24 protein-coding genes are annotated in these 25,953 nt (G+C 53.9%); 5 read left to right on the top strand and 19 right to left on the bottom strand.

Annotation, left to right across the window (positions count from 1 at the left end):
• The first annotated feature begins 240 nt into the window (after positions 1 to 240).
• Complete coding sequence (locus M1D91_RS07215; protein WP_437430917.1) at positions 241 to 429, top strand: hypothetical protein; 189 nt, start codon at positions 241 to 243, stop codon at positions 427 to 429.
• A 106-nt stretch (positions 430 to 535) separates the two neighbouring features.
• Here the strand turns inward: M1D91_RS07215 and M1D91_RS07210 are convergent, their stop codons facing one another.
• Together M1D91_RS07210 and M1D91_RS07205 are read right to left on the bottom strand one after the other, a co-directional pair.
• Positions 536 to 1,879, bottom strand: coding sequence for a pyridoxal phosphate-dependent decarboxylase family protein (locus M1D91_RS07210; protein WP_437430916.1), 1,344 nt, complete (start codon positions 1,877 to 1,879; stop codon positions 536 to 538).
• Between the two features lie 17 nt (positions 1,880 to 1,896).
• Positions 1,897 to 3,108 (bottom strand): MFS transporter, encoded by a 1,212-nt coding sequence (locus M1D91_RS07205; protein WP_437430915.1) that lies wholly within the window; start codon positions 3,106 to 3,108, stop codon positions 1,897 to 1,899.
• A 90-nt stretch (positions 3,109 to 3,198) separates the two neighbouring features.
• Here M1D91_RS07205 and M1D91_RS07200 point away from each other — a divergent pair, with 90 nt between their 5' ends.
• Positions 3,199 to 3,660 (top strand): winged helix-turn-helix transcriptional regulator, encoded by a 462-nt coding sequence (locus M1D91_RS07200; protein WP_437430914.1) that lies wholly within the window; start codon positions 3,199 to 3,201, stop codon positions 3,658 to 3,660.
• A 72-nt stretch (positions 3,661 to 3,732) separates the two neighbouring features.
• Here M1D91_RS07200 and sucD read toward each other — a convergent pair whose 3' ends face one another.
• The 8 genes from sucD to sdhC all read right to left on the bottom strand — a co-directional run bounded on the left by sucD (position 3,733) and on the right by sdhC (position 13,484).
• Entirely contained in the window at positions 3,733 to 4,602 is an 870-nt protein-coding gene (gene sucD, locus M1D91_RS07195) for a succinate--CoA ligase subunit alpha (protein ID WP_437430913.1), read from the bottom strand.
• Entirely contained in the window at positions 4,602 to 5,768 is a 1,167-nt protein-coding gene (gene sucC / locus M1D91_RS07190; RefSeq protein WP_437430912.1) for an ADP-forming succinate--CoA ligase subunit beta, read from the bottom strand. The genes sucD and sucC overlap by 1 nt, the downstream gene beginning before the upstream one ends.
• 147 nt (positions 5,769 to 5,915) lie before the next feature.
• The gene (gene odhB / locus M1D91_RS07185; protein WP_437430911.1) at positions 5,916 to 7,142 is read right to left on the bottom strand and encodes a 2-oxoglutarate dehydrogenase complex dihydrolipoyllysine-residue succinyltransferase; all 1,227 of its coding nucleotides are present in this window, start codon (positions 7,140 to 7,142) and stop codon (positions 5,916 to 5,918) included.
• Between the two features lie 14 nt (positions 7,143 to 7,156).
• Positions 7,157 to 9,964 (bottom strand): 2-oxoglutarate dehydrogenase E1 component, encoded by a 2,808-nt coding sequence (gene sucA, locus M1D91_RS07180; RefSeq protein ID WP_437430910.1) that lies wholly within the window; start codon positions 9,962 to 9,964, stop codon positions 7,157 to 7,159.
• Positions 9,965 to 10,240: 276 nt separating this feature from the next.
• Complete coding sequence (locus M1D91_RS07175; RefSeq protein WP_437430909.1) at positions 10,241 to 10,957, bottom strand: succinate dehydrogenase iron-sulfur subunit; 717 nt, start codon at positions 10,955 to 10,957, stop codon at positions 10,241 to 10,243.
• 15 nt (positions 10,958 to 10,972) lie between these two features.
• Entirely contained in the window at positions 10,973 to 12,739 is a 1,767-nt protein-coding gene (gene sdhA / locus M1D91_RS07170; RefSeq protein WP_437430908.1) for a succinate dehydrogenase flavoprotein subunit, read from the bottom strand.
• A complete protein-coding gene (gene sdhD, locus M1D91_RS07165; protein ID WP_437430907.1) occupies positions 12,739 to 13,086 on the bottom strand; it encodes a succinate dehydrogenase membrane anchor subunit in 348 nt (115 codons plus the stop codon). The genes sdhA and sdhD overlap by 1 nt, the downstream gene beginning before the upstream one ends.
• Positions 13,080 to 13,484: a succinate dehydrogenase cytochrome b556 subunit gene (sdhC, locus tag M1D91_RS07160; RefSeq protein ID WP_437430906.1), complete on the bottom strand. Its 405-nt coding sequence runs from the start codon at positions 13,482 to 13,484 to the stop codon at positions 13,080 to 13,082. Before sdhC ends, sdhD begins: the two co-directional genes overlap by 7 nt.
• A gap of 657 nt (positions 13,485 to 14,141) precedes the next feature.
• Between sdhC and M1D91_RS07155 the strand changes: the two genes are divergently transcribed.
• Positions 14,142 to 15,425 carry a citrate synthase gene (locus M1D91_RS07155; protein WP_437430905.1) on the top strand — a complete coding sequence of 428 codons (1,284 nt, stop codon included), beginning with the start codon at positions 14,142 to 14,144 and terminating at the stop codon, positions 15,423 to 15,425.
• Positions 15,426 to 15,467: 42 nt separating this feature from the next.
• Here M1D91_RS07155 and nei read toward each other — a convergent pair whose 3' ends face one another.
• From nei to M1D91_RS07110, 9 genes are all read right to left on the bottom strand, one after another.
• Positions 15,468 to 16,259: an endonuclease VIII gene (gene nei / locus M1D91_RS07150; RefSeq protein WP_437430904.1), complete on the bottom strand. Its 792-nt coding sequence runs from the start codon at positions 16,257 to 16,259 to the stop codon at positions 15,468 to 15,470.
• Positions 16,260 to 16,270: 11 nt separating this feature from the next.
• A complete protein-coding gene (pxpA, locus tag M1D91_RS07145; protein ID WP_437430903.1) occupies positions 16,271 to 17,011 on the bottom strand; it encodes a 5-oxoprolinase subunit PxpA in 741 nt (246 codons plus the stop codon).
• A complete protein-coding gene (pxpC, locus tag M1D91_RS07140) occupies positions 17,001 to 17,933 on the bottom strand; it encodes a 5-oxoprolinase subunit PxpC (protein WP_437430902.1) in 933 nt (310 codons plus the stop codon). The genes pxpA and pxpC overlap by 11 nt, the downstream gene beginning before the upstream one ends.
• Positions 17,927 to 18,583, bottom strand: coding sequence for a 5-oxoprolinase subunit PxpB (gene pxpB / locus M1D91_RS07135; RefSeq protein WP_437430901.1), 657 nt, complete (start codon positions 18,581 to 18,583; stop codon positions 17,927 to 17,929). Before pxpB ends, pxpC begins: the two co-directional genes overlap by 7 nt.
• Before the next feature lie 124 nt (positions 18,584 to 18,707).
• A complete protein-coding gene (locus M1D91_RS07130) occupies positions 18,708 to 19,838 on the bottom strand; it encodes a fimbrial protein (RefSeq protein WP_437430900.1) in 1,131 nt (376 codons plus the stop codon).
• Positions 19,839 to 19,867: 29 nt separating this feature from the next.
• Positions 19,868 to 20,581: a fimbrial biogenesis chaperone gene (locus tag M1D91_RS07125; protein WP_437430899.1), complete on the bottom strand. Its 714-nt coding sequence runs from the start codon at positions 20,579 to 20,581 to the stop codon at positions 19,868 to 19,870.
• Between the two features lie 243 nt (positions 20,582 to 20,824).
• Positions 20,825 to 21,574: a type 2 GTP cyclohydrolase I gene (locus M1D91_RS07120; protein WP_437430898.1), complete on the bottom strand. Its 750-nt coding sequence runs from the start codon at positions 21,572 to 21,574 to the stop codon at positions 20,825 to 20,827.
• Positions 21,575 to 21,584: 10 nt separating this feature from the next.
• Positions 21,585 to 23,003, bottom strand: coding sequence for a deoxyribodipyrimidine photo-lyase (gene phrB, locus M1D91_RS07115; protein ID WP_437430897.1), 1,419 nt, complete (start codon positions 23,001 to 23,003; stop codon positions 21,585 to 21,587).
• A gap of 621 nt (positions 23,004 to 23,624) precedes the next feature.
• A complete protein-coding gene (locus tag M1D91_RS07110) occupies positions 23,625 to 23,831 on the bottom strand; it encodes a YbfA family protein (protein ID WP_437430896.1) in 207 nt (68 codons plus the stop codon).
• Between the two features lie 337 nt (positions 23,832 to 24,168).
• Here M1D91_RS07110 and kdpF point away from each other — a divergent pair, with 337 nt between their 5' ends.
• Together kdpF and kdpA are read left to right on the top strand one after the other, a co-directional pair.
• Positions 24,169 to 24,258, top strand: a complete 90-nt coding sequence (gene kdpF, locus M1D91_RS07105; protein ID WP_041852093.1) for a K(+)-transporting ATPase subunit F — start codon at positions 24,169 to 24,171, stop codon at positions 24,256 to 24,258.
• Positions 24,258 to 25,937: a potassium-transporting ATPase subunit KdpA gene (gene kdpA / locus M1D91_RS07100; RefSeq protein ID WP_437430895.1), complete on the top strand. Its 1,680-nt coding sequence runs from the start codon at positions 24,258 to 24,260 to the stop codon at positions 25,935 to 25,937. Before kdpF ends, kdpA begins: the two co-directional genes overlap by 1 nt.
• Positions 25,938 to 25,953 lie beyond the last annotated feature (16 nt).

Genomic DNA, 25,953 nt, shown 5'->3' with positions numbered 1-25,953 from the left:
CTCGAATATATTACTCCGCAAAACCCTTACAATAAAAAGGTTTTTATTGGGTTTGTTTTACGTTTTTCGACAGTGATCAATTTATACCTAATTTGCTCGCTTTAAGCCAATTTGATCGGCGACAATTTATCGATTTTTAGTGCTTTTTCCAAGCTTTTAAATATTGATTTAAATCAATTTAGTTCAGAGGTGTTAATTTTGTAGCTATCGTATCCACATAGTGAAAACCATGTTAACGATATGTATATTTTAACCTGTGATATGGTTATCAATCGGCAAGAAAAAGGACAAACTGGCGGGTATATTTCTCGTTTGGTTCTGGCTGGCTTTTTCCCTTTGCCCATTATTACGCATGCTAACAAACACGGTTACGAAGAGGCTGACTTCATTATTTTACAATTATTTCACTTTAGAGAATCCAGTATTTAACACCTCAAGGTGATTATTAAAAAAAGCCACGACGTTAATCTATGGCTTTATTAACATTTGCTCTCGGCAGAAAAAATAGATCCCATTCCTGGCGGTTATAGATTTATTACTTTACGCAAAGTGACTTAAGGGTTTCAAGTAGCATATCGACATGCACCTGCCGGGTACGCCAGGACGAGACGCTAATTCGCAGGGCCAAACGCCCCTGCCACCGCGTACTGCCAAACCAGATGCGTCCCGATGCTTGCGCCGCCGCGAGGAGGGTTGCCGTCTCTTCTTCAGTGGCGCAGCGGAAGAGAACCTGGTTGAGCACCACCCGATTCAGCACTTCAAATCCCTGCGTCGTTAATCCTTCGCTGATTCTGCGTGCCATTGCACAATGCTGGTCAATCATCGTCTGTAACCCGTCTCGTCCAAGAACGCGCAATGCGGCCCAGACGGGGATGCCGCGAGGACGGCGGGAAAACTCCAGCGTCAGATTTTTTTGCGCATCGGCGCTGGCTGTCGTGTAGACCGCATCACTGTTCATTGCACCGGCCAGCAGTTGAGGCTCACGGCAAATTACCATTGCGCAATCATAAGGGGTGTTCAGCCACTTATGGGCGTCCGTCGTCCAGCTGTCTGCAAGATCGATACCCTCAGTAAGCGAGGCCTGCGCTGAGGCTCTTGCCCACAGGCCAAAGGCAGCGTCCACATGAACCCAGGCACCTGCCTTATGGGCAAGCGGAATGATCTCAGCGAAGGGATCGCACTCACCGGTATTCACCTCTCCGGCCTGTAAACAGAGTAAAGTCCGATTATCCAGCTGTGGAAGTTGTGCGACATCTATTCGCCCGAACGGGTCAACCGGGGCGATCCTCAGTCGGGAAAGACCAAACCCTAAAATCCGCAGCGCTTTTTTTACCGTAATGTGCACAAGCTCGGATACCACGACGGTGATGTCCGGAGCGCCCTGTAACCCATCATTGTCAATGTCCCAGCCCTGGCGCGCCAGCAGTTCACGCCGTGCGGCCGACAGCGCGGCCAGCGTACAGGCCGTCGCGCTGGTACCAAAGCCCACGGCGCTCTGGCGGGGCAGATCCAGCGCCTCCAGTACCCATTTCCCGGCTATGCGCTCGACGTAATCGGCAACCGGTGAGTTGAGAAACGATGAGGCGCACTGATCCCAGGTCGTGAGTAGATGCTCTGCTGCCGAGGCGGCGGGAAGCGTTCCCCCCACCACAAAACCAAAATAGCCCGGGCCGTTTGATGCTGTTGTCGCGGGTGAACCCAGCTCATCCAGCATAGACAGAGTAGATTCTGCGGGCATGCCAGCCTGGGGAAGCGGTTCATCAAAGGCCGACAGCGCCGCTATCGCTTCCGGGGAGGGGAAAACAGGGCGTGCCTCAATTCCCTCCAGATAACGCAAACCACGCCGATGTGCTTCTGTCAGTAATTTTTGCTCTTCCATCTTGTTCCTCTGCGTTTTTATTTGTGTTCTGGCATCAGATGCCGGGTCAATGCCCATATTATCAGTGCCAGTAAACTGACCAGGGCACCAAGCCCACAGACGCCCTGCCAGCCCGACCCTGAATAGACCGCCGTGGTGGCTATCGCACCTGCGCCGCTACCGGTGGCATAAAACAGCATATAGAGCGCCACCAGCCGACCATGCTTATCGGGCGACGCACGTAAAATCAGGCTTTGATTTGTGACGTGCAGCGCCTGTCCACCGAAGTCCAGCAGCACAATCCCCAGCAGCAACCACGTAATGGAATACTCAAGCTGTGAAAGCGGCCACCACGCCAGCACTAAAAGTAGCAGGGCAATAAGACTGGTACGCTGAGCCTGGCCCCGATCGGCGGCCTGCCCTGCCCTCGCGGCGACAAGCGCACCTGCCGCACCCGCCAGCGCAAATAAACCAATCACGGTATGAGAGAAGTTATAGGGAGGAGCACTGAGCGGTAATACCATCGCACTCCAGAAGATGGTAAAGGCGGCAAACATCAGTAACGCCAGCGTGCCCCGTATCTGCAGCACGCGGTCAGTAAACAGCAGATGCAGCATCGACAGAATCAGCCGTGGCCACCCTGTTCTTTCACCCGCCACCTCGCCCTGCGGCAGACGCCGCCACAAAAGAGGGAGTAATAACAGCATCAGGAGTGCCGAGAGTCCGTACACCGCCCGCCAGCCAGCCAGATCGCTTACCGCGCCGGAGAAAACTCGGGCCAACAACAACCCTGTAAACACCCCCCCTTGCGCCGCCCCGACAACCCTGCCCCGTTCGTGCGGTGCTGAGGCGCTGGCCGCGCAGGCAATGAGTCCCTGGGTCATCGCCGTCCCCAGTAAACCCACCGCCAGCATCCCCGCAAGGAGCATCGGCGTTGACGCGGCTAAAGCCACAACCCCGAGCGCGATAACCAGCGCCACAAGCTGTAACAGCATCAATGTGCGCCGCGCTACGATGTCGCCCAGCGGCACCAGCAGTAGCAGCGCCAACGCGCACCCCACCTGAGTGGCGGTCACAATGCCTCCCACGGCGGCATAACTTATTGAGAAATCGTGCGCCAGCGCGTCGAGCAGCGGCTGCGCATAATACACATTGGCGACGCTCATCCCGCTGGAAACCGCAAACAGCATCACCAGCCCGCCTGGCAGTGTGTAAACAGGTGCCAGCGGCTCCTTTGCCCATATCTTCATCTGCAAACCTGGTTGCGAATTGAAACTAGTTGCAGCCTAAAGACTCCAGTTTTAAAATGCAACCAGAATATTTTTGCATGAGGCCTGCCGATGTCTACTCCCCTTTCCCCCTCTTACCAACCCTGCCCTGTCGCACGTGCTGTTGAGGTAATGGGTGACCGGTGGGCGCTTCTGATTATCCGTGATGCCTTTGATGGTGCACGACGGTTTGGCGATTTTCAGCGCGGACTGGGGATGGCGCGTAACATTCTTACCGACCGGTTACGCAAACTGGTTGACGCAGAGATACTGGAGACCCGGCCAGCATCGGACGGTAGCGCCTACCAGGAGTATGTACTCACGATGAAAGGCAAATCGTTATTTCCGGTTATCGTCGCGTTGCGTCAGTGGGGTGAGGGTCATCTTTTTACCCCGGACGAACCTCACTCGGTACTGATTGATACCCATACAGGAAAACCGGTCGCCCCGATGCAGCCCTGTGCTGAAGATGGCCGCGCGCTGACGGCGGACCATACGCGGGTACAAAAGCTTGATGCGTTAAAACCGCAATAAAAAAGGCCGCTCATACAGAGCGGCCAACCATGTCGAACATCATACCGCCCCTTTTACAAAGGGGCATGCATCTTATTTGATAATGGATTTCAGCGCTTCACCGATATCGGCCAGGCTGCGAACCGTTTTCACGCCTGCTGCTTCCAGCGCTGCGAATTTCTCATCCGCCGTGCCTTTACCGCCTGCGATGATGGCACCCGCGTGACCCATACGCTTGCCTTTCGGCGCCGTCACACCGGCGATGTAGCCAACAACAGGTTTGGTCACGTGATCTTTGATGTAAGCCGCCGCTTCTTCTTCTGCGCTGCCGCCGATTTCACCAATCATCACAATCGCTTCGGTCTGCGGATCTTCCTGGAACAGTTTCAGGATATCGATGAAGTTAGAGCCCGGGATCGGGTCGCCACCAATGCCCACGCAGGTGGACTGGCCGAAACCGTAGTCGGTGGTCTGCTTAACCGCTTCATAGGTCAGGGTCCCGGAACGGGAGACAATGCCCACTTTACCCGGCTGGTGAATGTGGCCCGGCATAATGCCGATTTTGCACTCGCCTGGGGTAATCACGCCCGGGCAGTTCGGCCCGATCATGCGAACGCCTGCTTCATCCAGTTTCACCTTCACGGTCAGCATATCCAGAGTCGGGATGCCTTCGGTGATGGTGATAATCAGTTTGATGCCAGCATCGATGGCTTCCAGGATGGAGTCTTTGCAGAACGGTGCCGGAACGTAAATCACGGTGGCGGTAGCACCCGTTGCTTCTACTGCTTCACGCACGGTGTTGAACACCGGCAGACCCAGATGCGTGGTGCCGCCTTTGCCGGGCGTAACGCCGCCAACCATCTGCGTACCGTAAGCAATCGCTTGTTCAGAGTGGAAAGTGCCCTGGCTACCGGTGAACCCCTGGCAGATAACCTTGGTATCTTTATTGATTAAAACAGACATTATTTACCCTCCACTGCGGCAACAACCTGCTGTGCTGCATCCGTCAGACTTTTCGCTGCAATAATATTCAGGCCGCTGTCAGCCAGACGCTTCGCGCCCAGCTCCGCGTTGTTGCCTTCCAGACGTACCACAACAGGCACGTTAACGCCTACTTCTTCTACGGCACCAATGATGCCGTCAGCGATCAGGTCGCAACGCACGATGCCGCCGAAAATGTTTACCAGAACGGCTTTAACATTGTCATCAGAGAGAATGATTTTGAACGCTTCGGTTACGCGCTCTTTGGTCGCACCACCGCCCACATCGAGGAAGTTTGCCGGTTCGCCGCCGTGCAGTTTTACGATGTCCATGGTGCCCATCGCCAGACCTGCGCCGTTAACCATGCAGCCGATGTTGCCGTCCAGCGCAACATAGTTCAGTTCCCACTGTGCTGCCTGCGCTTCACGCGGATCTTCCTGAGACTGGTCGCGCATTTCACGCAGATCCGGCTGACGGAACAGGGCATTGCCATCCGCACCCAGTTTGCCATCAAGGCAGATCAGATCGCCCTGTTTGGTAATAACCAGCGGGTTAATTTCGATCAGAGCCAGATCGCGCTCCAGGAAAATGGTCGCAAGGCCCATGAAAATTTTAGTGAACTGCTGAACCTGCTTGCCTTCCAGACCCAGTTTGAACGCCAGCTCACGACCCTGATAAGGCATCGGACCTGCCAGCGGATCGAGGGCGATTTTGTGGATCAGGTGTGGCGTCTCTTCAGCCACTTTTTCGATTTCCACGCCACCTTCGGTAGAGGCCATGAACACCACGCGACGGGAGCTACGGTCAACCACCGCACCCAGATACAGCTCTTTATCGATATCGGTCGCCGCTTCAACCAGGATCTGGTTTACCGGCTGGCCGTTGGCGTCCGTTTGGTAGGTGACCAGACGTTTACCCAACCAGTGCTCAGCAAAGGCACGGATCTCTTCTTTGCTTTTTACAACCTTCACACCGCCCGCTTTACCACGGCCGCCCGCGTGAACCTGGCATTTTACTACCCACGGACCCGCACCAATTTTAGACGCCGCTTCTTCAGCTTCGCGCGGCGTTGAGCACGCATAGCCTACTGGCGCAGGCAGACCGTAACGGGCAAAAAGCTGTTTTGCCTGGTATTCATGTAAGTTCATCTATTCTGTCCATCCTTCAGGTCATCATTATCTTTGAACCCGCAGGCCCGATAAGTCGCAAAAGCATTGCCATCAGGCAACGCACCAGCACCGGATGGCGGTGTGTACGTCTTACCCGGCCTGCGAGGCAGGGGATATTCTCAGGTGCTACACGTCCAGCAGCAGACGCGTCGGATCTTCCAGCAGCTCTTTAATAGCCACCAGGAAACCAACGGACTCGCGACCATCAATCAGACGGTGATCGTAGGAGAGCGCCAGATACATCATCGGCAGGATCTCCACTTTACCGTCCACCGCCATTGGGCGGTCTTTGATAGCATGCATGCCGAGGATTGCGCTCTGCGGCGGGTTGATGATTGGGGTAGACATCAGTGAACCGAAGACACCGCCATTGGTGATAGTGAAGTTACCGCCGGTCAGATCTTCTACCGTCAGCTTGCCGTCACGACCTTTAATCGCCAGATCTTTGATACGTTTTTCAATGTCAGCCATGCCCAGGGTATCCACATCACGCAGCACCGGCGTTACCAGGCCGCGCGGAGTGGACACGGCCATGCTCACGTCGAAATAGTTGTGGTACACCACATCATCGCCATCAATAGACGCGTTCACTTCCGGGTAACGTTTCAGCGCTTCAACCACTGCTTTCACGTAGAAAGACATAAAGCCCAGACGGATACCGTGACGTTTTTCAAAAGCGTCACCGTACTGCTTGCGCAGGTCCATGATGGGCTTCATGTTCACTTCGTTGAAAGTGGTCAGCATCGCGGTGGAGTTTTTCGCTTCCAGCAGACGCTCAGCAACGCGCTTACGCAGGCGAGTCATTGGCACGCGTTTCTCAGCGCGCCCCGCCAGTTGTGGCGTCGCCGGGGCTGCAGCAGGGGCCGCCGGTTTGCTCTCTTCTTGCTTAGCCGGGGCTTTCGCCAGATGTTTTTCAACATCTTCGCGGGTCAGACGTCCACCCACACCCGAGCCTTTGATGTCGCTGGCGTCGAGGTTGTGCTCAGCCAGCAGGCGACGGATCGCCGGGCTGAGTGCATCGTTGTTTTGCTCTTCCAGCGAGGCCTGCTGGCGCTGCGCTGGAGTAGATTCTTTGGCATCCGATTTGGCGCTGCTCTCTTTTCCGCCACTGTTGCCTTCACGCAGGCGACCCAGAATCTGGCGAGAAGTGACGGTGGTGCCTTCATCTTCCAGCACGGCATCCAGGATGCCATCCGCCGACGCCGGTACTTCCAGTACCACTTTGTCAGTTTCGATTTCTACCAGCACTTCATCGCGTTGGACGCTATCGCCCGGTTTTTTGTGCCAGGTCGCAACGGTCGCATCAGCAACGGACTCAGGCAGGTCGGGTACAAGAATATCTACGCTACTCATTGTTTATCCTTTATTTAATCGACGTTCAGCGCGTCATTGACCAGATCTTGTTGCTGTTTCTGGTGAACGGACAGATAACCTACCGCAGGCGACGCGGAGGCCGGGCGACCTGCGTAACGCAGTGACGCTCCAAATGGAATCACTTCATTGAAATGATGCTGACTGCAGTACCATGCGCCCTGGTTGAGCGGCTCTTCCTGGCACCAGACAAAATCTTTCACATGAGCATACTGCTTGAGCACATCCTGAACCGACTGATGCGGGAACGGATAAAGCTGCTCAATACGAACAATGGCGACATCTTTCTGATCGTTCTTACGACGCTGATCAAGGAGGTCGTAATAAACCTTACCAGAACACATCACCACGCGCTTAACGCCTTGCGGATCCAGTTCATCCACTTCACCAATGGCAGGCATAAAGGTGCCATTTGCCAGTTCATCCAGCGAAGAGACCGCCTGCGGATGGCGCAGCAGAGACTTCGGTGACATTACGATGAGCGGACGGCGCATACCGCGCAGCGCCTGACGACGCAGCATGTGGTAAACCTGAGCCGGGGTGGACGGCACACAGACCTGCATGTTCTGCTCTGCGCAAAGCTGCAGATAACGCTCCAGGCGCGCGGAGGAGTGCTCCGGTCCCTGACCTTCGTAACCGTGTGGCAGCAGCATCACCAGACCACACATCCGGCCCCATTTCTGTTCACCGGAGGAGATGAACTGGTCGATAACCACCTGCGCGCCGTTGGCGAAGTCACCAAACTGGGCTTCCCAGATAGTCAGGGTACGCGGTTCAGCGGTGGCATAACCGTATTCAAACGCCAGCACTGCCTCCTCAGAGAGGACAGAGTCCCAGACTCTGAAAGGCCCCTGGCTGTTGTGCACATGGTGCAGTGGCGTGTAGGTTGAGCCGTTCGCCTGGTTGTGAATCACCGCGTGACGATGGAAGAAGGTGCCACGGCCGGAGTCTTCACCAGAAAGACGCACCGAGATGCCTTCGTCGACAAGCGTCGCGTAGGCCAGGTTTTCCGCCCCACCCCAGTCAAACAGCTTCTCACCGGCGGCCATCGCCTGGCGATCGTTGTAGATCTTGGCCACGCGCGCCTGCATTTCAATAGCTTCCGGCACGGTACTGATGCGTTTTGCCAGCTCCTGCACGCGCTTCATTTCTACCTTGTTCGGGTAGCTCTCATCCCACTCATGGTTGAGGTACGGCGACCAGGTAAAGGAGTGCATGTTCATCGGTCGGAACTCTTCTACCACACACTCACCGGCATCCAGCGCGTCACGGTAGAGATTGACCAGTTCTGTTGCATCTTCCAGAGTCGCAACGCCTTCCTGCTCCAGCTTGTCCGCGTAGAGTTTGCGTGGGGTCGGATGCTTTTTGATTTTCTGGTACATCAGCGGCTGGGTTGCGCTCGGTTCATCGGCTTCGTTATGGCCGTGACGGCGGTAGCAAACCAGGTCGATAAAGACATCACGTTTGAAGGTATTACGGAAATCCAGCGCAAGGCGGGTAACAAAAGCGACCGCTTCAGGGTCATCCGCATTAACGTGGAAGATGGGTGCCATCACCATTTTACCGATGTCGGTACAGTAAGGCGTAGAGCGCGCATCGAGCGGGTTAGAGGTGGTAAAGCCCACCTGGTTATTGATGACGATACGCACGGTACCGCCCACTTCATAACCACGCGCTTTGGACATGTTCAGGGTTTCCTGAACCACACCCTGCCCGGCTACTGCCGCATCGCCGTGAATGGTAATCGGCAGCACTTTGTTGCTGCCAGGTTCGTCAAGACGGTCGAGACGGGCGCGAACGGAACCCATCACCACCGGGCTGACAATCTCCAGGTGCGAGGGGTTAAATGCCAGCGCCAGATGCACCAGGCCACCTTCGGTTTCCATGTCAGACGAGAAGCCCATGTGGTACTTCACGTCGCCGGTGCCGAGATGCTCTTTGTGTTTCCCCGCGAACTCGTCAAACAGATCCTGCGGTTTTTTACCCAGTACGTTAATCAGCACGTTGAGACGACCACGGTGTGCCATGCCCAGTACCACTTCGCGGGTACCGTTTTTACCGGCGTGACGAATCATCTCTTTGAGCATCGGCACCAGCGCGTCGCCACCTTCCAGCGAGAAGCGTTTCGCGCCGGGGAATTTCGCACCGAGATAGCGCTCCATCCCTTCTGCGGCGGTGAGCTCGCTCAGGAAACGTTTCTTCTCTTCTTTACTGAAAGAGGCGTGACCCACGACCGACTCGATGCGCTGCTGGATCCAGCGCTTCTCTTCGGTACTGGTAATGTGCATGTATTCTGCACCGATAGAGCCGCAATAGGTCTGTTTGAGCGCCTCAATCAGATCGCCGAGCTTCATCGTATCTTTGCCGATAGCAAAGGAGCCGACGTTGAAGGTTTCCTGGAGGTCAGCCTCGGTTAAATCATGGAAAGAGGGATCAAGGTCGGCAACACGCTCCTGCTGCCAGAGTCCCAGCGGATCCAGTTTAGCCTGTTGATGACCACGAAAACGGTAGGCGTTGATCAACTGCAGGACTTTAACCTGACGAGCGTTAGTATCTGGGTCGGAAACGGAAGAGGAATAACGTGAGGCGTCCTTCGCTAAACGACGGAAATAGTCACGTGTTTTGGAATGGAATTGATCCGGTTTCACTCCGGTGCCCGGTAGCTCTTCAAACATGGCACGCCAGTTTGAATCAACCGAGTCAGGATCGGTTAAGAAGTCTTCATAGAGCTGTTCTATCCAGCTCTGGTTAGAGCCAGAGAGGTAAGAAGAGTCCAGCCAGGCTTTCAAAGCGCTGTTCTGCATCGTGATCCCTTAAGCATTGTTATGCTTACATCGCCGTGGATAACTACGACGCGCGCAGCAACGCGCACGTCCCGGGGTTCACTTGCGAGCTCTTCTCTCTACCTGGCTCGCGAAGGAACCTTTAAAAACTGTCTGAATATTTTCCCTCACCCCTGCCCTCTCCCGGAGGGAGAGGGGGAAGAACGTGCGGCAGTTTTTAAAGGTTTCCTGCTTTATTCCCCTCTCCCCACGGGGGAGAGGGTCAGGGTGAAGGGAACAGCGCTCCCTTCATTTTTCTTACGCACTGCGTTGTAACAACATCGACTTGATATGCCCAATGGCGCGCGTCGGGTTTAACCCTTTCGGACACACACTGACGCAGTTCATGATGCTATGGCAGCGGAATACACTGAAAGCATCACTCAGGCCTTCCAGGCGGTTATCGGTTTCGGTGTCGCGGCTGTCGATCAGGAAGCGGTAAGCCGCCAGCAGACCGGCCGGGCCGATGAATTTATCCGGATTCCACCAGAACGACGGGCAGGATGTAGAGCAGCAGGCGCACAAAATACACTCATACAATCCGTCGAGTTTCTCGCGCTGTTCCGGCATCTGCAGATGCTCACGAGCGGGTGGATTTTGTCCATTATTCAATAAGTAAGGTTTAATCTTCTCATATTGAGCATAGAATTGCCCCATGTCCACCACCAAATCGCGGATGACCGGCAGCCCAGGTAGCGGACGAATCACAATCTTCTGCTTGCCGTTTCCGAGCGCTGAGAGCGGGGTGATACAGGCCAGACCGTTCTTGCCGTTCATGTTCACGCCGTCGGAGCCACAGACCCCTTCACGGCAGGAGCGGCGAAACGACAAACCTGGATCCTGCTCTTTAATCAGCATCAGGGCGTCCAGCAGCATCATGTCACGCCCCTCTTCACCTTCCAGGGTGTAATCCTGCATGCGCGGAGCGTCATCAACATCCGGGTTATAGCGATAAATTGAAAACTCGAATTTCATTTTCCTGTCTCCGCATTAATAAGTACGAATCTTCGGCGGGAATGCCGGACGCAGTTTCGGTTCCATATTGACGCTGCGGCGTGTCATGGATTCCGTCTCTGGCAGGTACAGGGAATGGCACAGCCAGTTTTCATCATCACGCTCCGGGAAGTCGAAGCGGCTATGGGCACCACGGCTCTCGGTACGGAAGTTAGCCGATACCGCCGTTGCATAAGCGGTTTCCATCAGGTTATCCAGCTCCAGGCACTCAACGCGCTGGGTGTTGAACTCACTGGAGGTATCATCCAGACGGGCGTTTTTCAGACGCTCGCGAATCGCTTTCAGCTCTTCAAGCCCTTTAGCCATCGCATCACCTTCACGGAACACCGAGAAGTTATGCTGCATACACTCCTGCAGCGCTTTGCGAATCACCACCGGATCTTCGCCATCACGATTACCGTTCCAGCGATTCAGACGTGCCAGCGAGGCTTCAATCTCATCGTCGGTCGCATCGCACAGATCGCCCTGTTCAGCGATGGATTCCTGCAGATGCAGACCCGCCGCACGACCAAACACCACCAGGTCCAGCAGTGAGTTGCCGCCCAGACGGTTCGCACCGTGTACGGAGACACAGGCGATTTCGCCCACGGCGAACAGACCAGGAATGACCACATCTTCGCCCTGCTCGTTCACGGTCAGCGCCTGACCGGTCACTTTGGTCGGGATCCCGCCCATCATGTAGTGGCAGGTTGGGATCACCGGGATCGGCTCTTTCACCGGATCGACGTGCGCAAAGGTACGGGAGAGTTCCAGAATGCCAGGCAAACGCGACTCGAGCACCTCTTTGCCGAGGTGATCGAGTTTCAGTTTGGCATGCGGACCCCACGGGCCATCGCAGCCGCGACCTTCGCGGATTTCGATCATGATGGAACGCGCCACCACATCACGACCCGCCAGGTCTTTCGCGTTAGGCGCATAGCGCTCCATAAAACGCTCACCGTGTTTATTTAACAGGTAGCCGCCTTCACCACGGCAGCCTTCAGTCACCAGCACCCCCGCCCCGGCGATGCCTGTCGGGTGGAACTGCCACATCTCCATGTCCTGCACCGGCACACCAGCGCGCAGTGCCATCCCGACGCCGTCACCCGTATTAATATGGGCGTTGGTCGTGGACTGATAGATGCGGCCTGCGCCACCGGTCGCCAGTACGGTGGCACGCGCTTTAAAGTAGACCACTTCACCACTTTCAATGCTCAGCGCCGTACAACCGACGATAGCGCCGTCCTGGTTTTTCACCAGATCGAGCGCATACCACTCCGAAAAAATAGTAGTATGATTTTTAAGGTTTTGCTGATAAAGCGTATGCAACAGTGCGTGGCCGGTACGGTCCGCCGCCGCCGCCGTACGTGCTGCCTGCTCACCGCCGAAATTTTTTGACTGCCCGCCGAAAGGACGTTGATAAATTTTGCCATCATCCAGACGAGAGAACGGCAGGCCCATATGCTCCAGCTCCAGAATCGCCTCCGGGCCGGTTTTACACATGTATTCGATCGCGTCCTGGTCACCAATGTAATCCGACCCTTTTACGGTGTCGTACATGTGCCATTCCCAGTTATCTTCGTGGGTATTACCCAACGCAACGGTGATACCACCTTGCGCAGAAACGGTGTGCGAACGGGTTGGAAAGACTTTCGAGAGCAGCGCACAGGTCTGGCCGCTCTGGGAAATTTGTAGCGCCGCGCGCATACCTGCGCCGCCTGCGCCAATAACAACAGCATCAAATTCTCTGACTGGCAGTTTCATTACACACCCCACACCACAACGAATCCATAAATAACGTAAATCGCAAGCGCAACCACAATCACCAGTTGCAGCATCAGGCGTAAAGCCACGGATTTAACGTAGTCGGTCAACACCTGCCACATGCCAATCCAGGCATGGATTAATATTGAGAATAGCGCCAGCAGGGTGAAAACTTTGGTAAAGGCGGAGGAGAAAAAGCCTGACCAGACTTGCCAGGTGATATCACCGTTAATAGCGAAGAAGCCCACCATATAGATGATGTAAAGCGTCAGGACGATGGCGGTTGCACGGACCAGAATGAAGTCATGTACGCCGTTACGTCCTAGTGCGGAGGCATTGCTTACCATACGAGGACTCCTGCGAGAAGTGAAAGCACGACAGTTATTGCAAAAGAGATATTAGCGGAACGTTTTCCTGCCTCAAAAGTTTCATCCAGCCAGCCGAAATCCATCAGCATGTGCCGAATACCGCCCACGGCGTGGTACGCCAGTGCAGTCAGAATGCCCCACATAATGAATTTAACAAAAAAACCATTCATGATGGCAGCAGCAGCCTGGAAGCCTTCTTCAGACGATAGCGATAGGCCCAGTAACCACAACAGAATGCCAACAGCGATAAAGGTGATAACGCCGGAAACACGGTGGAGAATGGAGGCTATAGCCGTGACAGGAAACCGGATAGTTGTGAGATCCAGATTGACAGGTCTTTGTTTTTTCACATTTTTTATCATGAATAACGCCCACATGCTGTTCTTATTAGTTTCCTTCCTCCGGTCTGCGTGCGGGTCAGACAGCGTCCTTTTCTATAACTGCGCGTCATGCAAAAAATGAGCTTCCAGATGCTAAACGCCAGGTTACAACGCTGGGTGGCTCGGGATTGCAGGGTATTCCGGAGACCTGGCGGCAGTATAGGTCGTTCACAAAATCATTACAATTAACCTACATATAGTTTGTCGGGTTTTATGCAGAACAGTGACTGGCGTCACGATAACAACATTTTTTTAAATTTTAACCATCGGATTTGACAAATATTAAACATTATTGTTACAAACTTCACCAGAAGAGAGATATAATTCGCAAAAGTTATGGGGTCTATCTTTCACCTGCAAATAAGTTATGCAACTACAAATAAGTTATGCAACAGTGTGATGGTGTTGACCGAATTAATCAGGACAGTTATTAGTGATAACCAGTTTTGTAAATTTCGGACTGCCGACTCCCTGATTTGTTGTTGTTTCAACTGAACTTTAGATGCTGACCTGCATGCGCCCATCGCTCTGTACCCTGGTATCTCCTCTCAACAGAGCAGCGAGCCACATTATAATCTGGTAGCGTTGAAGACAGTTTGAATGCAAATCCGGTAACAGGTAGTCTTAAGCAATAAGGCGCTAAGGAGACCGTAAATGGCTGATAAAAAAGCAAATCTCACCTATAATGGTGACGCTGCTATTGAACTGGATGTGCTAAAAGGCACACTCGGTGAGGATGTTATTGATATCCGTAGTCTCGGTTCAAAAGGAGTTTTTACTTTTGATCCTGGTTTCACCTCTACCGCATCCTGCGAATCAAAAATTACTTTTATTGATGGTGATGAAGGTATTCTGCTGCACCGTGGGTTCCCGATTGACCAGTTGGCTACCGACTCTAGTTATCTCGAAGTCTCTTACATTCTGCTTTACGGTGAAAAACCGACGCAGGAGCAGTATGACGAGTTCAAACTGACCGTTACCCGCCATACCATGATTCACGAACAGATTACCCGTCTGTTCCACGGTTTCCGTCGCGACTCGCATCCAATGGCCGTACTGTGCGGCGTGACCGGCGCGCTGGCGGCGTTCTATCATGACTCCCTGGATGTGAATAATTCACGCCACCGTGAAATCGCTGCTTTCCGCTTGTTGTCCAAAATGCCGACGGTTGCGGCAATGTGTTACAAATACTCCATCGGTCAGCCTTTCGTTTATCCTCGTAACGATCTCTCTTACGCCGGCAATTTCCTGCACATGATGTTCGCCACCCCATGTGAACCTTACGAGGTTAACCCGGTGCTGGAACGTGCGATGGACCGTATTCTGATCCTGCATGCTGACCATGAGCAAAATGCCTCAACCTCTACCGTGCGTACTGCTGGTTCTTCAGGTGCCAACCCGTTTGCCTGCATCGCCGCCGGTATCGCCTCCCTGTGGGGACCTGCTCACGGCGGCGCCAACGAAGCAGCGCTGAAAATGCTGGAAGAGATAAGCACGGTCAAACACATTCCGGAATTCCTGCGTCGCGCTAAAGATAAGAACGATTCGTTCCGTCTGATGGGCTTCGGTCACCGCGTTTACAAAAACTATGATCCGCGTGCGACCGTGATGCGTGAAACCTGCCATGCGGTTCTTAAAGAGCTGGGCACCAAGGACGATCTGCTGGAAGTGGCGATGGAGCTTGAGCACATCGCGCTGAATGACCCCTACTTCATCGAGCGTAAACTCTACCCGAACGTAGACTTTTACTCCGGTATCATCCTGAAAGCGATGGGCATTCCTTCCTCCATGTTTACCGTTATCTTCGCGATGGCGCGTACCGTGGGCTGGATTGCACACTGGAATGAGATGCACGACGATGGCCTGAAAATTGCCCGTCCGCGTCAGCTTTACACCGGCTATGACAAGCGCGATTTCAGTTCCGATCTTAAAAAATAACGATCGCCTGTTAATAAAAACCCGCTCAGTGAGCGGGTTTTTTTATTGCTGACAGCCAGGGCACCAGTAAAAGGGTCGGGAGGAGAGCGTGGTTTTCTCAATCAGGGTACCGCAACGCGCGCATTTCTTACCGGCACGGTGAAAAACCTTAAAGCTGAACAGCGCACCATGATGTCGGTTTTCATCCACCCTGCCCCGGGTCTGGTAAGAGAGACGGGGAATATCCAGCATCGCCTGTGAAAGCTGGGTTAGCTGCGCGTCACTGAGATCGCAGGCCCGGTGCCGGGGCGACAGGGCCGCAGACCAGAGGATCTCCACCCGCAGGTAGTTGCCCAGCCCTGCCAGAAAAGCCTGATCGAGCAGTAGTCCTGAAAACTGGCGCCTTGCGAAGCGCGGGGAGAGCAGACGCGCTTTTACCGCCCCGGCCGTGAGCGTCATATCCAGCACATCCGGGCCCACGCGCTGTAAGAAAGGATGCGCCGCCAGTTCCTCCGCAGTAAGAATGTCAATATCGGAAGCGCTGTAAAGTAAAATGGCTTTGTCTGCCGTCTCAAGGCGCACGCGCAAAATGCGCGTCGTTTCCACCGTTTTTCCTGCCTCTGTAACCCGCCAGACGCCATACAACTGGTTATGACTGTACATCGTCAGGCCACTGGAGAAGTGGGTTAACAGGGCCTTACCACGGGTTTCAATCTTTTCAACGCGACAACCTGTCAGCCCGGCGGCGAAAGGTTGTAACCGGGGGAAGGCAAACCAGACAGCTGTTAACGGTTTGCCGACAATCGCCGCTTCCAGGTTATCTGCCGCGCGGCGAATTTCTGGTCCTTCTGGCATGGCCTCTCCTGCTAAATCTCTGCACTCACGGTAATATTCTGCTGCTCAAAGGCGCGTCGAAGGCGACGGGCGAACGCCAGCGCATGGTCTGTGTCTCCATGCAAACAGACGGTCTGCGCCGTGACGCACACCTGCTGGCCACTGATGCTGGTCACCCTGCCCTGCTGCACCATCGCAAGCGTTTGTGACAGCGCCTGCTCTTCATCAGTAATCAGCGCGCCAGGCTGTGTTCGTGGCACCAGGCTGGCATCATCCTGGTAGCCACGGTCGGCAAAGACTTCCTGACGCGTAATCAGCCGGTAGCGCGCGCCGGCACGAATCAGTTCGCTATCGGCAAGCCCCACCAGAATGAGTGCGGGGTCAGTGTCATGCACCGCGCGGGCTATCGCGTCCGCAAGGCCGGGATCGACAGCGGCCTGATTATAGAGCATACCGTGGGGCTTCACATGGCGAAGCCGTTCCCCTTCAGCCCTGACGATGGCTGCCAGCGCGCCTGTCTGGTACAGCACCTGGGCATAAACCACCTCCGGCGGAAGTTGCATCGCTGTGCGGCCAAAATTCGCCCGATCGGGAAAACTGGGGTGTGCGCCAATCGCCACGCCGTTTTTGCGGGCCTCGCGGACTGAGAGCAACATGGTGTGCGCATCCCCGGCATGAAAACCGCAGGCAATATTGGCCGAGGAGATGAGCGTCATAAGGGCGGCGTCATACGCACCGCCCTCACCAAGGTCGGCGTTAAGATCAATCTTCATGAAGAATGCGCCAGGCTAACTGCTCCAGAAAACGTGACTGTTCGCGACGGGCCACCAGCGCCTCTTCCAGAGTGCAGGGAACAAAATGGATAGGCTGTCCCAGCGGGATCTGCGCCAGATGGTACATATCGGCCTCAATGATGCAGGCGATGCGCGGATAACCGCCGGTGGTCTGCGCATCGTTCATGAGCACGATGGGCTGACCACTGGACGGCACCTGTACGACGCCTGGCAGTAGGCCATGTGAAACGAGTTCACGATCCGAGGTTCGCACAAGCGGCTGCCCCTGCAGGCGGTAGCCCATACGGTTGCTTTGTGGATTCAGTTGCCAGGGAAGACGCCAGAAGGACTCCTGAGAGGTTTTGGCGAACTCCTGATATTCCGGGCCTGGCAGCGCCCGAATACGGTTACCCCAGAGGAGCTGCTTAACCCCTTGTGGCCCACGGAATGTTTTCGCGGGTGGCTTCAGGGTGAGCACATCGCCATCACGCAGCAGACGCCCTTCCAGCCCGCCAACGCCGATTTTCAGGTCGGTGCTGTACGACCCCATGACTTCAGGCACATCCAGCCCGCCCGCCACCGCCAGATAGCTGCGCATACCATGTTGTGGACGCTTAAGGACCAGCCGCTGCCCGGCCTTTACCGCCGTGCGCCAACCGGTCCAGACGGCTTTACCCTCCAGTCTGGCCTCGCACCCTGCCCCGGTCAGCGCAAACCAGCCGTCACGACCAAATTCAATTTCACACTGCCCCAGAGTGATTTCAAGACCCGGCGCATCGAGCGCGTTGCCTACCAGCGCGTTAGCAATAGATAACGCCGGGCCGTCAAGCGCACCACAGTAACTGACGCCCGACTGACGCAGCCCGATGCGCTTACCGCCCTGCACGCTGGTATGGATCCCGGCATGAATGATTGTCAGCATATGCCTTCCTTGCGAGGAATAAACCTGAGGGTGTCACCGGGGCGAAGTCGCACCGGTTCGGGTAATGCAGGATTAAAAAGGGGCAAATCCGTGCGGCCAATCAGGTTCCAGCCGCCCGGCGTTTGTAGGGGATAGATTCCCGTCTGGCTGCCGCCAATACCGACTGAACCTGCCGGTACGCTGACACGAGGTTCCGCTCGGCGTGGTGTCGCAAGTACATCAGGCAATCCCCCCAGGTAAGGGAACCCCGGCTGAAAACCTAAAAACCAGACCACGTAATCCACAGAGGCATGCAGTTCGACCACCTGTTTTTCGGAGAGATTCGCGTGACGGGCTACCAGCGCCAGGTCCGGCCCGGCCTCACCGCCGTACAGCACCGGGATCGTTATCGTGCGGGAGTCAGGCTCAAGCGCCTCGCTCTCCTCCCACCAGCGCTGAAGACGCTCAATGGCATCCAGCGCCTGCGTCTGCGGATCCCGCAGCACCACGGTGATGTTATTCATGCCAGGAATGGCTTCCACCACCTCCGGCACCTCAGCTACGCGCTGGGTTAAGCGCCATATCCTTTTTTGGGTCGCCAGGGTTACCGGAGGTTCCAGCTCCAGTACCACTGCCGTTTCCCCTAACAGATAACAACGTGCTCTTTGCACTCTCCCGCTCCTTTCGCCACAGGTCCGTCATCGATACGTAAAATAAGATAACGTGCACAGTGGCTTCCGTCGACAGGCATATCTTTAGTGAATAGCCGTTCCGCCCTTAGGCAAGGTAAGAAGATTAATAATAATTAATCAGGTAAGTGACTTTGCCGTTGGCTTTTCCGGGCACAATATCAGCGAACGCGCCTGCCGTTTGAATATAGCGGGCTACCAGAGGGATCGTATAAGTGGGGCCCTGAGTTGAAGACATGGTATAGGTTTTAGTGCCTTTGCCCGTGGATAAATCAACCAGTTGAGGCGACGCTGAAGTGCCGTAGGCTAACTGGATCCCCACCCCCGTGGCTGCCAGGCCTCCGCTATCCACAGGCATAATCCCCTGGTTACTGGTGGTCGCATTACCCGGTATCAGGGTAACGGTCATCATATTGTTGCGCACCGTATCCTTATTGCTGCTACGTTCGCCTGTGCCGTAAAACACCGGGCAGTGAGTGAGGTGGATGCTGGCATCAGTCCAGGGCGAGACAAATTTATTTCCTTCCCGATTGCTGAGGTTTTTAAGGCTATGAGACCCCAGATTTATGGTCATATCCGGGGTATCACAGGTGCCGGAAACAATATCAAAAGTGGAAGGCGACAGAACAAATTGCGCCATCAGCACATTGCCGTTGGGCATGCGTGAGGCATCGCCGCTGTTAGTGATTCGGACAACCGAATTGATGCTGGAAATGACCGTAGAATCAATAACGACTGTTCGTGAGCCCGCCGGAATATCGCCATATTTTACAATATCGATATCAAAAACCTGCGTCATTGAACCCGTATAATCCAGCACCCTGTTGGTATAAGAGTAAGTCCCCCACCAGTATGGAAACGCACTGCCGCTGTAGCGCACCACCAGACCAATACCCGGTACGTTGGTTTTATATACCGGGTAAGTGGAACCGCTTTGACTGACTAAGCCACCACCACTCATGGCAACCGTCTGGCCACCTGAGCCATAGAGGTAACCGCCCTGTAAGGAATAGCTGTTTGCCGTCTGGCATTTAAAATTTTGCCCAGCCTGAGCGGCCACAAAATGTTCGAAAAATACCGTGCCGACAGGTGCATTGGGATCGAGCGTCACTTTTTTTCCGGAGGGTATCTCGATGTTAATGATTTTCGTATCGTAACTACAATCTGTTCCCCAGGAGGAGGCATATAACGGCTTAGTTATGCTCATGAGCACCAATAAAAAAAGATAATAGCGCACTCTTTCCTCCTTTTATTCACACGTTCTTGTTAATCTACTGCAGCCGAAAAATTCCGGGCTCTGCCTGAATCATCAATAACGGTGTAATTTACTGTTTTAACGTCTGTCATTTTTACATTATTTGTGAGCAACAATTTTCCATAAGGCGCGACCATTTCACCCCGGACCGATAGCGTTTGACCGGCAGGCAGCACGTCAATGTTAAGCAAAGAAATATAATAGGGAGTCGGGTTAGAAACGGTCAGCCCACCCGCCGTTTTATTCCACTGCAGTTTTTGTACGGCCTCTTCTGCTTTGATATTAAGGTTTACAGGACGATAAAAGAGTTTTACTCGCGTCTGATAAGCAATATTAAGGTATTGATGTTCAACATCTTTAATCTTGGGTGGAACCGCAAGCACATTTAACCAGAATACGGACTCCCGATCGCCCGGCAACGTTCCGCCAATATAGGTAATCCTTAACCTCTGGCCTTTTCCGCCGTCAATACGCTGAACAGGTGGCATAACCACCAGGGGAACGAAGCGCTTTCCCGGATCGGCCAGCGGATCGCCAGCATCGAGCCAACTCTGCACCAGAACCGCCTGTGACCCCGTGTTTTTAAGCCCCACCGTGACTTCATGTTTTTCAGCGGGATAAATTACCCGCGTTTCACTCAACACCACGCCTGCACGAAGGGGAGCAGCAACCATTAAAGATGCAGCAACTATTAACCCGCAAAATTTCATCGTCTGATAATCCATAACCAGAATGATTAAGAACAACTGAGTTAGTGGAAGAATGAATAATAGCAATTACAGGGTGCAAAAAAAGCGTTATCGGCATCATTAATATGCGAATGTAATAAAAAATGTTAACAGAGCGGATTATTAACAAATAATATTCAGCAGAATTATATTTAATCGGGAAATATTCATTATTTTGTAGGCATCTGAACGCTCAGCCTCTGCTAAGACGCGATACGCAGACGTATCGCGTCTTATTATTTACGCCGGATTTGGAATATCAATAAAAGTGACATCCAGCTCGGTATTGGCGGTCAGCCATTCGCTCAGCGCGCGAATACCACCGCGCTCGGTGGCGTGATGACCCGCAGCATAGAAGTGCAGCCCCTGTTCGCGAGCAGAATGAATAGTTTGTTCAGAAACCTCGCCGGTAATAAACGCATCTACCCCAAAACGCGCGGCGTTATCGATAAAGCCTTGTCCACCGCCTGTACACCAGGCAACGCGTTTTACCAGCTCTGGTCCGGTATCGCCGCACCACAAGGGTCGGCGACCGAGACGTGCTTCAATCCATGAGGCCAGCTCCAGCCCCGGCACCGGCATTGACAGCTCGCCCCACGGCAGAAGCTGTTCACCGCCCACCGTGCCCATGACGGTAATGCCCAGCAGCGATGCTAACTGAACATTATTCCCAAGCTCCGGATGCGCATCCAGCGGCAGGTGCCAGCCATAAAGATTAATGTCGTTTGCCAGCAGCGTCTTAAGGCGATGACGCTTCATGCCACGGATGATTGCCGGTTCGTTTTTCCAGAAATATCCATGATGCACAATGATCGCATCGGCCTGCTGACGCACCGCCTCATCCAGCAACGCCTGGCTTGCCGTCACGCCAGTAATAATTTTCTGCACCGTTTCGCGTCCCTCGACCTGCAAGCCATTCGGGCCGTAATCGCTGAACGCCACACTGTTTAGTTTTTCGTTAATCAGCGTTTCCAGTTCGCTATTTTTCATTGTCACTCTCTCAGGATTTACGGGCGGCTTCATATGCCCCAAGCGTGGCAGCACGAGCCTGTTTATGATCCACAATGGGCCGTGGATAGTTCAGATTTCTGCCATGTTTATCTGCCCACGACCAGGGATCGTGGATGGCTTTCCCCGGTACACTGGCCAGTTCAGGGATCCACTGGCGAATAAAATGGCCCTCGGCATCAAAGCGCTCGCCCTGCGTGGTGGGGTTAAAGATACGAAAATAGGGAGCTGCATCGGTGCCGGTTGAGGCCGCCCACTGCCATCCCCCATTGTTCGCGGCCAGACAGCCGTCAATCAACTGCGACATAAAATAGTCCTCGCCGAGGCGCCAGTCGATCAGTAAATCTTTAACCAGGAAGCTGGCGGTAATCATGCGCAGGCGATTATGCATCCAGCCAGTACTGTTCAATTGCCGCATTGCCGCATCCACAATGGGAAAACCGGTTGCCCCTCGCTGCCAGGCCTGGAATAAATCGGGCGTATCATTCCATTTCACCTTATCTGTCCAGGGAATGAAAGGACGGTGCTTACATAAATAGGGGTGGTAGGTTATTAAATGGCGGTAGAACTCACGCCAGATCAACTCACTCAGCCAGACAGCGCCCTTCCCGCCGTTCAGGGCATCGGGGTGTTCTGCAAGTAAGCGGCGCAAACACTGGCGCGGAGAGAGTATGCCAAGAGCGAGACAAGCTGAGAGACGACTGGTGCCTTCAATTGCCGGGAAGTCTCGCTGCTCTTCATATTCACCTGCATGATGCTGGCAGAAATGACGCAACTGACCGATGGCGCTTTTCTCATCAGCCGGGAACAGCGTCGGGTCAAATTCCTGCTGTGGATAGTCAAAATGTAGAACGGATAAATGCCCATTCAGCGCCCCGGATTCCCGCACGCGCGGTGCACCGACGCACTCAGGCAAATCCTCTTTTAAACGGCGCAGATAAGCATTTTTGAAGGGTGTGAAGACCTTATACATCTCCTGATTGCCGGTCATCACACTGCCCGGTGGGAGCATGACGCTGTCATCGAATCCCTGACACGCCACATTCGACAACGCCTTTTCGACGGCAGCATCGCGCAAGCGCTCATTGATTTCATACTGGTAGTTGTAAAAGAGGTGGCTGACCTGCTCCTCTTCACACACCGACACCAGCGCATCAACGCTGGCGGTAAAATCCTTCACTTCCCGATAAATCAGCGGGATACCTTTTTCAGCCAGCATCTGTTGAAGCGAATTCAGATGGGCGTTCATGTACGCCGCCTGACGCGGAGCCATCGCATGCAACTTCCACTGTCCAGGCGTGGCGATGAATAGCGCTTTAACGGTGGCCGAGGGGTTGCTGCAGGCCGCAGCAAGGGCAAAATTATCGTGGACGCGTAAGTCCGCACGAAACCAGACCAGATGGGTGGCCATAACTCTCCTGATAAAAAATGTCCGTCCGAAACGTAGCGTAGTGTGTTAAAGGAAAGTTATGAGTGCAAGCAGAGGTTGTATGTTGCGACATTCAAAAGTTTAACGGTAGCAGGGGAAGGAAAAAAGGCCGCACGTAGCGGCCTTTGAACGTTACTTGCTTAACGCAACACTGGCAGTATCAAGCAACCGCACTGGTCGATCGCTTTTTGCCAGCATCACGCTGGTGATAATGAATACTATGCAAAGATAGCGATTCATTTTTACATTCCCTGTATACACCGCTCCACCGTATTGCCACCGCGACATTGCGGTAGACACAAGCCCTGGATGGAGTTCGTTTTACGATGGAAAGGACACCTTCCTTACAGCCGATACCCATTTGCGAGATAGCGGAAAGGGGCGAAGCATAATCATTGAAAAAAAATCAGTGAGCCAGCGCCAGAAGGTTGTTTAGGAATACGTTTAAGGGCAATGGGTTGACGATGATTGCGAGGAGTATAAGAATCGATTTCCCTGGATGGGGCTTGAGACTTTCCCCCAACGGACCGCGAATCCTGAGGGACAAAAAAACCGCTACGCAGAAACGTAGCGGTTTTTTTATTGCTGTGTGTAATCAAGTGATCAATAAAAGTCGCAGGTCGCTTTTTCGGCCTGATCCATCCACACCGGTTTGTCGCTGGTTTTCGCCCAGACACGATGCAGGTAGCTGTAAAAACGGGCGCGATCTTTCCAGAACATCATCACCGGTAATGCCAGAAGACCCGCCAGAACGGCGAAAGTACGACGCATTAACACAACATGAGCTGGAAACGCTTTATAGATAGCCATAATACTCTCCCCTTTTGTTTGGCCGGTAATCTTCACCGGAAAATAGATACCCTGACGACATTCTCATCTCAGGGCTCAACTGGAATCTGATTAAAATAGTACCGTTTTGTTTGTAATTTTACTACTCATCCGACCACTATTTTTTGTCAATTTAAGCTTTATTTACATTCATCCCGTAACTGAGTTACATAAAAGTTAAATTAATACTAATCATTAGTTAAATTAGGGTCTTGCCGTTTTTATACTTTTTTTACACCCGCCCTGCTGATTTTTGCGAAATCTTTGCACACGAATGCCTACTCTCCCGGTAATCAATGAACACACCTGGAGGTGGACTGTGAGTGCAGGCGTCGTAACCGGTATCGTGCTGGTGTTCCTGTTGTTGGGCTATCTGGTTTATGCCTTGATAAATGCGGAGGCTTTCTGATGACGGCCCAGGCATTTTTACTGATTGCCAGCTTCCTGCTGGTCCTTTTTATTCTCGCCCGCCCGCTGGGTTCGGTACTGGCAACACTGATTGCAGGAACCCCGCTTGCGGGTAGTGGCAGAATCGAGGCTGGTCTCTGGCGCATATTGGGTATTGATAGCCGGGAAATGGACTGGCGCCGCTATCTGATGGCTATTTTATCTCTCAACCTGTTCGGGCTGGCCCTGCTCTTTACCCTGCTAATGCTACAGGGTGTGTTGCCACTGAATCCACAGCAGCTCCCCGGACTCTCCTGGCATCTGGCGCTGAACACTGCGGTAAGCTTTGTAGCGAATACCAACTGGCAGTCCTATGCGGGCGAAAGCACAATGAGCTACTTCAGCCAGATGGTCGGCCTGACGGTGCAAAACTTCCTCTCCGCCGCCACCGGCATTGCGGTTATTTTCGCTCTTATACGCGCCTTTGCCCGTCACAACGTGAATACGTTGGGTAACGCCTGGGTCGACATCACGCGTATCACCTTGTGGATCCTGCTGCCGCTGTCGCTGGTGCTCGCGCTTGTCTTTATTCAGCAAGGGGCACTGCAAAACCTGCACGCTTACCAGCCGTTTACCACGATCGAAGGTGTCGAGCACCTGCTCCCGATGGGGCCGGTGGCCTCGCAGGAAGCGATTAAAATGCTCGGCACTGACGGGGGTGGCTTCTTTAATGCTAACTCTTCGCATCCTTTCGAAAACCCCACTGCCCTGACTAATTTCCTGCAAATGCTGGCCATCTTTTTGATCCCAACGGCACTGTGCTTTGCCTTTGGTGATGCCGTCAGTGACCGCCGTCAGGGGCATGCCATCCTGTGGGCAATGTCGGTTATTTTCGTGATTTGCGTTGCGGTAGTGATGTGGGCCGAGTGGCAGGGCAACCCACATTTCCTCACCGCCGGGGCCGACAGCGCCGCCAACATGGAAGGAAAAGAGACCCGCTTTGGCATTCTTGCCAGCAGCCTGTTTGCTGTGGTCACCACCGCAGCGTCCTGCGGGGCGGTCAATGCCATGCATGACTCCTTTACTGCACTCGGTGGCATGGTGCCGATGTGGTTAATGCAAATCGGTGAAGTGGTCTTTGGCGGCGTGGGCTCAGGCCTCTACGGCATGCTGCTCTTCGTGCTGCTGGCGGTGTTTATCGCCGGGCTGATGATTGGCCGCACGCCGGAATATCTGGGTAAAAAAATCGACGTGCGTGAAATGAAAATGACCGCGCTCGCTATCCTGGTTACGCCTGCGCTGGTGCTGCTGGGAACGGCGCTTGCCATGATGACCGAAGCCGGGCGCAGCGGCATGTTCAATCCGGGTATCCACGGCTTTAGTGAAGTGCTTTATGCCGTCTCGTCAGCCGCCAACAACAACGGCAGCGCCTTTGCTGGTCTGAGCGCCAATACCCCTTTCTGGAACTGTCTGCTGGCCTTTTGCATGTTCTTTGGTCGCTTTGGCGTCATCGTGCCGGTGATGGCAATTGCCGGGTCGCTGGTTATCAAAAAGAGCCAACCCGCGAGTACCGGCACCTTACCTACGCACGGTGCGCTGTTTGTCGGCCTGCTGATTGGCACCGTATTGCTGGTAGGTGCGTTGACCTTTATTCCCGCGCTGGCCTTAGGCCCGGTGGCGGAATACCTTTCTTTACGCTGATTTCGGGGATTATTTT

It is taken from the genome of Enterobacter sp. SA197, from assembly GCF_054131575.1.
Note: the sequence above shows the minus strand (reverse complement) of the source record. Positions and strands in the feature narration are given on the sequence as shown.